An 11584-nucleotide genomic window follows, 5' to 3' on the forward strand; every position below is an offset into this window, starting at 1 on the left:
ATGGTGCATGCCGCAATGCACTATCCTGACGCCTCCCCCACCCTCTCCCCAGTCCGATGTCCGATCTGATCTCCGCCCTGCTGTTGGGCATTCTCGAAGGCTTGACCGAATTCCTGCCGATCTCCAGCACCGGCCACCTGCTGATCGCCGAACAATGGCTCGGCCGCCGTTCTGACTTCTTCAATATCGTCATCCAGGCCGGCGCGATCCTGGCGATCTGCCTGGCGCTGCGGCAGAAGCTGTGGACCCTGGCCACCGGCCTGGGCCAACGCGACAATCGCGACTACGTGCTCAAGATCGGCGTGGCCTTCCTGGTCACTGCAGTAGTCGGGCTGATCGTGCGCAAGGCCGGCTGGCAGCTGCCGGAAACCGTACATCCGGTGGCCTGGGCGCTGCTGATCGGCGGGCTGTGGATGCTGGTGGCCGAGCACTTTGCCGGCAAATTGCCCGAGCGCGACGTGGTGACCTGGAAGGTGGCCATCGCAGTCGGCCTGGCGCAGGTGGTGGCCGGCGTGTTTCCCGGTACCTCGCGCTCGGCCTCGGCGATCTTCCTGGCCATGCTGCTGGGCCTGAGCAAGCGCTCGGCGGCGGCGGATTTCGTGTTCATGGTGGGCATCCCGACCATGTTCGCGGCCAGTGGCTATGCGCTGCTGGAGATGTACAAGGAAGGCGGCTTCGGCAGCGAGAACTGGGCCGATGTGGCGGTGGCCTTCGTGGCGGCGACCATTACCGGTTTTGTGGTGGTGAAGTGGCTGCTGGGCTACATCAAGAAGCATCGCTTCACGGTGTTTGCGGTTTATCGCATCGTGCTTGGCGCAGCCTTGCTGTTGTGGCTGCCGGCTGCGGCCTGACGCCTCAACTGCCGCCGCGCGGCAAGCCTGTTCAAGCGAGCGCGACAGGCGTGGCACGCTCCAGGCAGTGACGCCCGTCATTGCCCTGGCCGCGCGGTGGCGGTATCACTGAGGCATTGATCACCGGGAGCCGCCCATGCGTGCCGTGTTCTTCGCCCCTGCACTGCTGGCGGCGGGCGTGACGGCCTGCGGGTCGGGCGCTTCGCCGGATGCACCCGGCTCCTCCCCCAGCGCTGCCGCGCAGGCCGATGCGGTAGCCGCACCGGCCGCCGACAATGCCCCGCTGCGGGCCGCCCTGCGCGCACAGCACTGGCAGTTGCAGCAGGCCAGCGATGCGCACGGCACCGCGTTGCGCAGCCTGTTTGTCGAGGGCACTGCGCCACTGCAACTGGATTTCAGCGATGAACGCATCCAGGTCAGCCAGACCTGCAATGCGCTGGGCGCCAATTACAGCGTGGCCGAGGCGCAGTTGCAGATCGGCCGGGTGGTGTCGAGCAAACGTCTGTGTGCCGAATCACGGCGGATGGCGCAGGAACGCGCCGCCAGCGAGCTGCTGTCCGGCCGCTTCGCGGTGGCGTTGAATAGCGCGCAGACCGCGCCGCGACTGACCCTGACCCGCAGCGATGGCACCCGCCTGGTCTTCGGTGGCATCGCCACCGCAGACACCCGCTATGGCGGCCCCGGCCAGACGGTGTTGATCGAAGTGGCCGCCGAGACGGTGGCGTGCGCCTCCGACCCGTCGCGCCAATGCCTGCAGCTACGCGAGCAGGATGCAACGGGACAGCCCGTCACCCAGCGCTGGCAAACCTTCGAGGGCAAGATCGAAGGCTTCGAGCACGAAACCGGCATCCGCACCTTGCTGCGGGTCACGCGTTATCCCGCTGCTGCAGGCGCAGACGGCGCACCGGTATATGTGCTCAATCAGATGATCGAAGCCAGCGGTTAGCAGTCGAGTTTTGACTGCGTGGCGTAATCGCGTGATCGCCGATGCGATCAACGCGCGCAGATGCGACGTGCAGATGCAGGCTACTGACAGTAACTACCAACAGATAGCGAGCGGTCGTCAGGTCGGACGCGGACGTCATGCAGGAGTGAAGTGATCGATTGATGGATGCCGCGACCGAGCCGCCGGGCAACGTGTGAACCGGCAGCTCTCCTCGGCAGCGACGGCGCCCGCATGACGACGGCACAGCCGTTGTTAGGCGCTCTTAGCGCAGCGACGGATTCAACGTATAGGTGCCATGCAACGCCGCTTCGGCCAGCACGTGGCCCTGGATCGCCGACAGCACATCGGCCGCGGTGAAGGTCTCGGGCAGGCTGAGCTGCGCAACATCCAGCGCGAAGACGCGGAAAAAATAGCGGTGCACGCGCAAGTCGTTGAACGGCGGATACGGCCCGTCGTAGCCCAGGTAGTTGCCGGCCATGTCGGCACTGCCGGCAAACCATTCGGTGTACGAATTCAGACCCTGACGCGCCCCGGCCGGGCCGGCCGGCTGCGGCTTGCCCTTGGGCACGAAGCCGTCGCTGCAACTGGCTGCGGCGATCTCGTGCACTTCAGCGGGGATGTCGGCCATGGCCCAATGCACAAAATCGGTGCGTGGCTGGTCGACCGGAATCTGCACATCGTCGCGGCCCACGGTTTCCGGCACGGTCGGTACATCCGGGTCCAGGCACAGCAGCGCGAACGAACGCGTGCCTTCGGGCACCTCGCTCCAGGCCAGATGCGGGTTGCGGTTGGGCGCAAAGCCCTCCGGCGTGCCGGCCGCAAACTCCACCGCGATGGGCTTGCCGTTTTCGATGCTGTTGCTGGTCAGGCGCATGCAGGGTCTCCGTGGGAATCGATGCAGCTCAGGGTGCCCGCATCCGCGCAGCAGTGGAAGCCATCGCAATGGAACCCTCTGATGCGCTCGGTTGGGTGTATCGCTGCCGGTTCATCACGCCAGCGAACAATGCCGCGCCCACCCGACAGTGAGCGCAGCCATTTCGGTCGCCGCTCAGTCCTGCGGATAACCGAAGCGCACTGCAATCAGGGTGAGCAGATCGAATTGCGCGCCCAGCACGCTGCGATAGTTGCGCCAGCGGCCCGATGCCAGACGTGCGGGGCCGCGCGGCTCGATCAGCGGGAAGCTCAGCCCGAAGGCCTGTTCCAGCGCGGTGGAAATACCCTGCGGGTCGCTCTCGATGCCGTCCAGGCGGATGATCCGGTGCGGATACAGATCGCGCTCGTGCAGCACGGCGAGCTGCTCCAGCGCCGCCAGCAACCAGTCGGTGGCCTGCTGCGGCGATTGCACGGCCAACGGCGCAGGCGCACCGGCCGACAACCAGTCCAGCAGCATGTCGCGCGGGTCGCGCAGCGCGATTGCCAGCCGGCCTTCGGGCAGGTGCGGGCGCAGTGCAGTGAGTAAGGTGTTGTCCCACCACAGCAGCCAGTCGATGACGTTGCCGTCGTCGATACCGCGCCGCGGCAACTGCGCCTTCCAGCCTTCCACCAGCGCCAGCGGCGCCAGTTCGCCGGAGGCCAGCTGTTCGACGCTGCGATAGCTCTGCAGCGCGTCGGACGGCGGAGTGGTGCCGTAACGGTCGTCGCGCACCAGCGGGGTGGCCGCGCCCATCACTGCGATCAGGCGTTCGACATGCGAGCCGGGCACGCCCCAGACGAACAGCGGGCGCGCGGTGACGGTGTCGGGAATGGTGCCCAGCGCCGGCCACTGCATCGGCTGCTTCGCGGCCTGCGGCGGCAACGGCAGACGGTGCTGGGCCTGCTCGCGCTGGAACTGCATCCAGGTGGCCAGCGCCGCATCGGGCTGGCCGGCGCGGTCCTGCACATTGCCCAGCCACGGCCGCAGCACGGTCTGCTGGTTTTCGGGCAGCGAGTCGATCAGGGATTGGACGCAGGCGATCGCTGCCGGCGGGTCGCGCTCCAGCAGGGCTTCAACGATGCGCTGCTCGCCGCTGATACGACCCGGCTCCACCGCCACGATCTGCCGCGCCACCATTTCGGCTTCTTCGGCATGGCCTTGCATGTCGTGCACACGCATCAGCGCTTCCAGCGCCGGCAGATGCTCGGGCATGCCCAGCAGCCAGCGCTCGATCACCGCCTGCGCCTGCGGTCCGCCGACCGGCTCCACCGCCAGCCGCGCCAGCCATAGATCATGCGCACCGACCGAGGTGGCCAACGCCGCGTCCAGGGTGTCGCGTGCGTCGTCGACCGCGCCCAATCGCTCCCAGGCGGTCAGTAGCGCGTGCAGCGTGCGCCGGTCGGCCGGCCAGTGCGCAAGCGCCAGGCGCAAATGCGCCACGGCCTGGTCGGGGCGACCGGCCTGCAATTCCATTTCGCCCGCGAGCCGGCGCATCGCCGGGATGTCGCCACCGGGCTGGGCGAACACACCCTGCATCGCGGCCAGCGCATCGTCCAGGCGACCCTGCCGCTGGGCCAGCTGGGCGATGAAGGCGCGCAGCGCGGTGCCCGGCGGATTGAGCTCGACCACGCGCTCGAAGGCGCGCTCGGCGAACGCGAAGTGTTCTTTCTGCAGGTACGCAAAGCCCAGCGCGAACAGCACCCGCGGGTCGTCCGGCAACTGCTCGGCGGCACGGGTGAGCAGCGACAGCGCGTGGTCGCTCTGGCCGCGGCGCAGCTCCACCACACCATCGACGGCCAGCAGCTGCGGATGCTCCGGCGCCAACCGCGCTGCGGTGCGGCTCAGCCGCTGCGCATCATCCAGATCGCCGCGCGCCACCGCCAGATGCGCCTGCACCACGTAGGCGTTGAACTGGTTCGGGTCGAGTGCGGTGGTGCGCGACAACGCGGCATCGGCCGCAGACAGATCGCGCGTGGCCAATAGCAAGCCGGCGCGCAGCAGATGCAGGTCGGCATCTTCCGGCGTCAGCGTCAACGCGGTTTCGATACTGGCCAGCGCCAGCGCTGGCTGACCCTGCTGCTGCAGGGCCAGGCCAAGCCAGCGATGGGTGGCGGCATTATCCGGCGCGCTGATGACCCACTCGCGGGCCAGCGCCACCGCATCGTCGGCCGCATTGCGGCGCAGGGCTTGAAGAATGGCGTCTTGCATGGCGGCGGCGTGTCCAGGACAAACGCCTATTGTAACGATGCGCGGCGGGACGCCGACTCGAAGCGGCTATCAACACTGCTGCGCAGCCGCCAGGCGCGCGCGGCCGATGCCCGTTGGCAGGTGCCGCTCGTACACTGCAGTTCGGAGTGCGCCATCCGCGTCCACCTGACGGCTGCTCGCGACGGTTGTCGCCGCTCTCAGGCCTGCGCGGTCAGCCGCTCGGCCACCCAACGTTCGGCGAAGCCATCGCCACGGGCATTTTCCAGAAAGCCGCAGTGGCCGCCCCAACGCGCGATTTCCAGCTGCGCGTGCGCGGGCAGATGCCAACCGGCGAAATCGGCGAACGGAATCACCGGGTCGTCTTCGGCCATCAGGATATGGACCGGCACCTGCAAGCCGGCCAGGCGTTCGCCGGCAATCGAATAACTGTCGAAATACGCCTGCAGCGAGCCGTGCCCGGTGTGCTGCTCGGCCAACCAGGCCATCAAGCCGCGCATGTCCAGCGCCAGGGTGGCATCGTCGTAGCCGTGCTGATCGGGAAACAGCTTGCGTTTGCGCAGCAGCGATTCGCGCCAGCGCCGGCGGAAATACCAATCGTAGAACTGCGGGCCTTTTTCCAGCTGCAGCATGGTGGCGGCCGGATCCAGCAGCGGACACACCGCTGCGACCCGCGCCACCGGCAGGCCGGCCGCCGGCGCGCGCAAGGCGAGCCGCAGTGCGAAATTGCCGCCCAGCGAGTAACCGGCCACCAATAACTGCGGTGCGGGAAAGCGCCGCCACAGATCGCCTGCAGCATTGACCACTTCATCGATGCGATCGGAGTGAAACAGATCCACATTGAGGTGATGGGTGCCGCCGTGGTCGCGGAAATTCAGCCGGAACACCTGATAGCCCAGGCCCAGCAGGCGCGCAGCGGTGAGCCGCATGTAATTGGAATCGGCGCTGCCTTCCCAGCCGTGCAGCAGCAGCACGGTGGCGCGCACCGGTGTATCGCCGGGCGGGATACTCATCCAGCCCTGCAGGCGTACGCCGTCGCCGCCGTCGAGAATATGTTCGCTGGTCACCGCGCCGCTGGCGGCCAGCAACTGGCGGCTACGGATCCGGCGCAACGCACTGCTGCCCAGCAGCGATTGCACATGCGGATTGCGCAACCAGCGGGGCGGCGAATAGTCGGAGACGTTCATGCGCTCATCGGGCCAGGCACTGTCGCGTCGGCCGCAGGAGTGATGAGCATACGCATCGCGGGCTAGGACTCCATGGCCGCAATGATGCGTTGACGCGAGGTGTCGGCCAGGCGGCGACGTCCGTCGATATCCAGCGCGCGGATCGGCTCGAGAAAATGCACTTCGGCCAGCCGCGCCGGCTCGCCGAGCAGACGCACGATGTTGTCGAAGAAGCTCTCGCGCTCGCCGAACGCCACCACCGCCTGCGCATTGCCGCGCTCGCCGTAACGCAACGCCACCGGTTGTACCGGCACGCCGGCCTCGACCGCGGCCTGGAAGATGCGCGCATGGAACGGGCCGACCTCGGTGCCGCCGCGGGTGCGCCCTTCCGGAAACACGCCCACCGGCTTGCCGCTTCGCAGCCGCGCCAGCATTTCCTGCAGCACGCCGCCCAGCGATTCGGTATTGCCGCGCTGATGGAAGATGGTCTGGCCCTTGGCCGCGAGCCAGCCCACCAGCGGCCAGCCGGCGATCTCGCGCTTGGCCACAAAGCCCATCACGCGTTGGCTGTGCAGCATCGAGATGTCGATCCAGCTGACGTGATTGGCGACGAACAGCGCAGCGCCCGGCAGCGGAGTGCCGAAATGACGCAAACGAAATCCGAAGATGCGCATCAGATTGCCCTGCCACCAGCGGATCATCCACTCGTCCAGGGTGTCGTCGTGGCCGGTACGGATGCGCGCCAGCGGCGGCGCCACCACGCACAGCATGGTGATCGGCAGACAGATGCTCAGGTGCACCAGCAGTAGCGGTACCCGATACAGGTACCGGAACCAACGCACGCCGCCAGCATCGCGCGTGGCGTCCAGGGATGACTCGCTCATTGCAGGAACGGGACCGGTACCAGGGGAAGGAAGCGCGACTATTGTGACAGCAGCTTGGCACGCGCGCAGTGCCGGCAGCGGGTGGCGCTGTTCCACCCATGTGCTTGCACGGCGGGCTCAGCCATTGCTGCGCGGGACCACGGCCAAGGTGAGCCGCGAGACGCACACGCGCTTGCCGGCCGGGTTTTCGATGGTGATGTCCCACACCTGCGTACTGCGCCCGATATGTACGGCGCGCGCGGTGCCAGTGACCACGTCCTGATACGCCGCACGCAGATGGTTGGCGTTGATCTCCAACCCCACGCACATCTGGGTGGTCATATCCACGCACAGATTGCCGGCGCTACTGCCCAGGGTTTCGGCCAGCACCACCGACGCACCGCCGTGCAGCAAGCCGTACGGCTGCTTGGTGCGCGAATCCACCGGCATGGTGGCGCGCAACCAATCCTCGCCGGCGTCTGTGAACACGATGCCCAGATGTTCGATCAAGGTGTCGCGGCTGGAGGCGTTGAGGGCGGCTAGATCGACGGGTTCGCGGAAGGTCATAGGCTGGGGATTGGGGATTGGGGATTGGGGATTGGGGATTGGGGATTGGGGATTGGGGATTGGGGATTGGGGATTGGGGATTGGGGATTGGGGATTGGGGATTGGGGATTGGGAATCGGGAATCGGGAATCGGGAATCGGGAATCGGGAATCGGGAATCGGGAATCGGGAATCGCAACAGCATCTGCGCCCGGAGGATCTGGTTCAACTGTCGCTGACTGCCCTGATTGATCCAGGCGCAGTTCCGTCTCCGCGCCAGAGACATATCGTCACGATAGCGGCCAGTGAGCGGCGCGCCTATGCGATCACAGAATCGGCACCAGGCCGGCACCGAAGGCGGTCAGCATCCGCACCAGCAACCACTTCGGGCCGACGTTGACCTCGGGGAAGTCGCCCACCGCCACATAGCACTGCCGGAACTGCGGGTCCTGGCGCTTGAGTGGAAACGGGCAGCCGGGGCCAGGCTGGAATTCGTAATTGGTGGCATAGCGCCAGGGCCAGAAATCCAGCACCGGCAACGATTCGGACACCTTGCCCACGCTGTAGTTCAGTCCGCTCAGCACCGGCGGCTTTTCGCGCGAGGCCACGGTCCAGGCATTTTCCGGGGCGATGTCGCGCTCGATGCTGGCGGCCAGCGCCTGCGCAAAGCGCGCATCGTCGATCACCACCGCCGCTTCGGTGTTGTAGTTCTCGCTGCGCGGGTCGAAGTTGTGCGTGCCGATCACGCCGATGCGCCGGTCCACCACCAACGACTTGGCATGCAGGCCCATGCGCGCGCCGGCGCGGGTGACCGGCAGCGGCTTGTTGACCGCACGTGTGCCCAGGAACGAGGGCCGCGTTTCGGTACGCAGCACACGCCGGTCGACCTCGCTGCCGCCGGGCGCACGCCCCGCGCCACCACCGCTGCCGCGAATGGCACTCCCCGGTGTTCCGCCGCCACTGTTGCTATTGCTGCCACCGCTGCCACGCACCGCGTTGCCAGCCGCACTGCCGCTGATCACGCGATTGATGCTGCTGTCGCCCTCGACCGGCTCGGCGGCCTGCGGATTGAGCGGGTCGGGCACCAGATTGGCGTAGTCCACCGGTGCATTCAGCGGAAATGGCTTGAATTCGTAGATGTTGAAGCCCAGCTCGCGCAGGTTGCGGCGTTTGAACTTGTACGACAGCGCATACACGATCGGGTTGTCGGTAGCCGCCAGGCTATTGCTCGAGACCACGATGCGTGGCGGCTGCGGGCGCGTGCGCAGTGCGCGGAAGATCGCCTGTGCCTCATCGGACAACACCAGATACGGCGTCTGCAGCAGCACTTCCTGCTGCGCACCGGCAATCAGACCGTCCAGCTCCGGCGCGGTGGACACCGCCTTGGCGGCATGTTCCTTGCGGTGTTTCTGCGGCAGATCGGCCACATACAGCACGCGCTGCACTGGCATGGCCGGGGTCACGAACGCATCGCGGATGAATTGCGCATCGCGCGCCTCACGGTCGACGCGCGCCACCCGCTCCGGTCGGCGGATGTCGGCCGGCGGCATTTTCGGCGCGCCTTGCTCCAGCAGCAGGCGGCCGACATCGTTCAAGCGCTCGGCCGGCACGCTGCGCTGCGCGCGCCAGAACGCGTCGAAATTGGCCGCCATCGCACGCACTTCCGGGCCGGCCAGAATCACGTCGCGGTCGCGGAAGTTGTATTCGCTGTCCCAGTCGAAATAGTCGTCCTGGTAGTTGCGGCCGCCGACTACGCCGAGTACATCGTCCACCACCAGCAACTTGTTGTGCATGCGCTGGTTGAAGCGACGGAAACAGCACACCACGCTGCCGGCATAGTCGAAGTAATTGAGTTTGACCTTGCCGAAGGTGGGGTTGTAGATGCGCAGCTGCAGATTTTCATGGGTGCTGGACAGCGCGCCGAGAATCTGCAGATCGGCGATCGCCGACAGCTGGTCGATCAGGATGCGCACCTTGACCCCGCGCTGCGCCGCGTCGATCAGTGCATCCAGCACCATGCGCGCGCTGTCATCCTTGTCGAAGATATAGGTCTGCAGATCGATGCTGCGGGTGGCGCTGCGGATCAGATTCAGCCGCGCGACCAACGACTCTTCGCCACGATCGACGATGGTGGCGTAGTGCCGCGGCGCAGCCGCAGTGGAGCTGGTGATCGCCTCGCCACCCAGCGCGCGCAGCGGCGAGGACAGTGCACAGCGATTGGCCTGGGGGCAGCTCACCAGCGTGCTGCGCGCGGCAGAAGCCACGCCTGCTGCACGGTTGCGCTCGATTTGCGACAGGCCGGCGCATCCGGTGCCGAGCAACAGCGTTGCCAGCACAAGCACCCTCAACAGGAAACTCACGGGCGCCGCGCCTCCTGCAACCGCCCACGCAGAACGAACGTCACCCTGTCGCCCAGGGCCATCTGCCACGCATTCATTCCGTAACGTCCACGCAGCACCGTCCCACGACTGATCACGTCGCAATCATAGCCCGGCCGCGCGCATTCAGCTGGCGCCACATGCAGGGTCTCGATGTGCGTGATTCCGCGAATGGTCAGGTTGCCGGTGATGTCGCCCCCCTGCTTCACGACCGCTTCGGTGTAGGGAAGCGACTCGAATTCCACCACCGGGTACTGGGCGACATCGAAGAAATCCTCGCCGCGCATCCACGCGGTGTAGCGGTCCTTGCCGGGGATTTCCACCTGGGTGGCGTCCAGACGGAAGCGCACCTGCTGGCGTTTGTCGGGCAACTCCACCAGTTCACCGCGAAAACGCGGGAAGAACCCCTCGATCTTCATGCCGAAGCGCGTTCTGATCTCGAACCCGAAGCGCGATTGCACCGGGTCGATGGAATGCACCTTCTGCTGCGCCATACAGGGCAGAGCGACCCAGAGCGCGAGCCAGGCGTACCAGCGCAGCGACGATGACACGGATCAAGGCCACCAGAAGGCGGTCAGGCGGGCGATTCCCGGTTCGATGGCGGCCTCCAGCGGCAGCGCCAGCAAAGCGATCGCGGCGGTGGGCATGCCACGGTAGTCGCCGGTCTGGCCGCTGTGCATCAGCGCTGCCAACCGCTCCAGCCCGGGGTTGTGGCCCACCAGCAATAAGCGCTCAGCGTCGCGGTGTTCGTCCACCAGGCTGGCCAGGGTGCCGGGCGTCGCTTCGTAGATGCGCTCGTCCAGGCGTTGTTCGATATAGCCGGTGAGCTCCAATACCGCTTCCAGCGTCTCGCGGGCGCGCCGGGCCGGCGAGCACAGCACGCGGTCGGGCACCAGGCGCTGCTCGCGCAGCCAGCGGCCGGCCGATTCCGCCTCGGCAATGCCGTGCGGGGACAGCGGGCGGTCCAGATCGGCCTGGCCAGTATCGGCCGGCTCGGCGTGGGCGTGTCGCAACAAGATCAATTCGCGCATAGAAACTATCCGGTTTAGGCCTTCTTGAGCCACTTGAACAGCGGCTCCCAGTCCTGTTGATGGTCGCGCACCTGCGCCGAGCGGTAATCGAACAAGCTGCGCCCCAGCCCGGCCATGACCACGTAGGCCTGGGTGTCGCGCAGCTGGGTCACCAGCGGATACGGCCAGGTGCCGATCATCTCGGCAGCCTGTTGCGAGGTCTGGGTCCACGGACGGGCGCGATTGAGCACCAGGCCCACCGGCAATTTGCGCTGGTGCACGCGCGGCACCTTGGCCAGCGTGTTGAGAAAGCCCACCACCGCTTCGATATCCAGTGCCGAGGACAGCACCGGCACCACGATGGCATCGACGTGGTCCAGAAATCCGCTCAGGTCGTCGGCCATTGCCCCGGCCGGGGCATCGATGATCAGCTGATCGGTGCCATCGGGCACTGCGGCCTGCCAGTTGCGACGGCGGGTGGCGTCGATCGGCAGCACCGCACTTTCCAGACTGGCGCGACGCTGCGCCCAGCGCGTGGACGAGCCCTGCGGATCGGCATCTGCCAGCACGGTGCGCTGGCCCTGCAAGGCCGCATGTGCGGCCAGATTGGTGGCGATCGTGGTCTTGCCTACGCCGCCTTTGGAGCCGGCCACCAGGACTGTCTTCATGCACGCCTCGCTTCCGGGAGCAAGCCGGCAGCGTACACC

Annotated in this window: 11 protein-coding genes and 1 other RNA gene; 3 read left to right on the forward strand and 9 right to left on the reverse strand. The window is 66.7% G+C overall.

Annotation, left to right across the window (positions count from 1 at the left end; all coding sequences use genetic code 11):
- Positions 1 to 56 precede the first annotated feature (56 nt).
- Positions 57 to 851 carry an undecaprenyl-diphosphate phosphatase gene (locus ABS769_RS06505; RefSeq protein WP_043888822.1) on the forward strand — a complete coding sequence of 265 codons (795 nt, stop codon included), beginning with the start codon at positions 57 to 59 and terminating at the stop codon, positions 849 to 851.
- A 136-nt stretch (positions 852 to 987) separates the two neighbouring features.
- The gene (locus tag ABS769_RS06510; protein WP_317060852.1) at positions 988 to 1797 is read left to right on the forward strand and encodes an META domain-containing protein; all 810 of its coding nucleotides are present in this window, start codon (positions 988 to 990) and stop codon (positions 1795 to 1797) included.
- A 262-nt stretch (positions 1798 to 2059) separates the two neighbouring features.
- Here the strand turns inward: ABS769_RS06510 and ABS769_RS06515 are convergent, their stop codons facing one another.
- Complete coding sequence (locus ABS769_RS06515; RefSeq protein WP_317060853.1) at positions 2060 to 2671, reverse strand: YbhB/YbcL family Raf kinase inhibitor-like protein; 612 nt, start codon at positions 2669 to 2671, stop codon at positions 2060 to 2062.
- A 174-nt stretch (positions 2672 to 2845) separates the two neighbouring features.
- A complete protein-coding gene (locus ABS769_RS06520; protein ID WP_317060854.1) occupies positions 2846 to 4918 on the reverse strand; it encodes a tetratricopeptide repeat protein in 2073 nt (690 codons plus the stop codon).
- A 118-nt stretch (positions 4919 to 5036) separates the two neighbouring features.
- Here ABS769_RS06520 and ABS769_RS06525 point away from each other — a divergent pair.
- Positions 5037 to 5111: non-coding RNA, sX9 sRNA (locus ABS769_RS06525), on the forward strand.
- A 4-nt stretch (positions 5112 to 5115) separates the two neighbouring features.
- Here the strand turns inward: ABS769_RS06525 and ABS769_RS06530 are convergent.
- The 7 genes from ABS769_RS06530 to ABS769_RS06560 all read right to left on the reverse strand — a co-directional run bounded on the left by ABS769_RS06530 (position 5116) and on the right by ABS769_RS06560 (position 11545).
- A complete protein-coding gene (locus tag ABS769_RS06530) occupies positions 5116 to 6102 on the reverse strand; it encodes a YheT family hydrolase (RefSeq protein WP_317060855.1) in 987 nt (328 codons plus the stop codon).
- A 62-nt stretch (positions 6103 to 6164) separates the two neighbouring features.
- Positions 6165 to 7061: a lysophospholipid acyltransferase family protein gene (locus ABS769_RS06535; protein WP_317060856.1), complete on the reverse strand. Its 897-nt coding sequence runs from the start codon at positions 7059 to 7061 to the stop codon at positions 6165 to 6167.
- A 21-nt stretch (positions 7062 to 7082) separates the two neighbouring features.
- Positions 7083 to 7511: a hotdog fold thioesterase gene (locus tag ABS769_RS06540; protein WP_317060857.1), complete on the reverse strand. Its 429-nt coding sequence runs from the start codon at positions 7509 to 7511 to the stop codon at positions 7083 to 7085.
- 304 nt (positions 7512 to 7815) lie between these two features.
- Positions 7816 to 9849, reverse strand: a complete 2034-nt coding sequence (locus ABS769_RS06545) for a phospholipase D family protein (RefSeq protein ID WP_350498124.1) — start codon at positions 9847 to 9849, stop codon at positions 7816 to 7818.
- Complete coding sequence (locus ABS769_RS06550) at positions 9846 to 10418, reverse strand: YceI family protein (RefSeq protein WP_023902099.1); 573 nt, start codon at positions 10416 to 10418, stop codon at positions 9846 to 9848. Before ABS769_RS06550 ends, ABS769_RS06545 begins: the two co-directional genes overlap by 4 nt.
- A 3-nt stretch (positions 10419 to 10421) precedes the next feature.
- Positions 10422 to 10898, reverse strand: coding sequence for a SixA phosphatase family protein (locus ABS769_RS06555; RefSeq protein WP_023902098.1), 477 nt, complete (start codon positions 10896 to 10898; stop codon positions 10422 to 10424).
- Positions 10899 to 10912: 14 nt separating this feature from the next.
- The gene (locus ABS769_RS06560) at positions 10913 to 11545 is read right to left on the reverse strand and encodes a ParA family protein (RefSeq protein ID WP_006449221.1); all 633 of its coding nucleotides are present in this window, start codon (positions 11543 to 11545) and stop codon (positions 10913 to 10915) included.
- Positions 11546 to 11584 lie beyond the last annotated feature (39 nt).

Origin of the sequence: Xanthomonas hortorum, assembly GCF_040279205.1 — a bacterium.
GTDB lineage: Bacteria > Pseudomonadota > Gammaproteobacteria > Xanthomonadales > Xanthomonadaceae > Xanthomonas > Xanthomonas hortorum_F.

Bases quoted from the DNA above. Each gene is read 5' to 3' on its own strand.
- ABS769_RS06505 (WP_043888822.1), top strand. From the start codon at position 57: ATGTCCGATCTGATCTCCGCCCTGCTGTTGGGCATTCTCGAAGGCTTG.
- ABS769_RS06510 (WP_317060852.1), top strand. From the start codon at position 988: ATGCGTGCCGTGTTCTTCGCCCCTGCACTGCTGGCGGCGGGCGTGACG.
- ABS769_RS06515 (WP_317060853.1), bottom strand. From the start codon at position 2,671: ATGCGCCTGACCAGCAACAGCATCGAAAACGGCAAGCCCATCGCGGTG.
- ABS769_RS06520 (WP_317060854.1), bottom strand. From the start codon at position 4,918: ATGCAAGACGCCATTCTTCAAGCCCTGCGCCGCAATGCGGCCGACGAT.
- ABS769_RS06530 (WP_317060855.1), bottom strand. From the start codon at position 6,102: ATGAACGTCTCCGACTATTCGCCGCCCCGCTGGTTGCGCAATCCGCAT.
- ABS769_RS06540 (WP_317060857.1), bottom strand. From the start codon at position 7,511: ATGACCTTCCGCGAACCCGTCGATCTAGCCGCCCTCAACGCCTCCAGC.
- ABS769_RS06555 (WP_023902098.1), bottom strand. From the start codon at position 10,898: ATGCGCGAATTGATCTTGTTGCGACACGCCCACGCCGAGCCGGCCGAT.
- ABS769_RS06560 (WP_006449221.1), bottom strand. From the start codon at position 11,545: ATGAAGACAGTCCTGGTGGCCGGCTCCAAAGGCGGCGTAGGCAAGACC.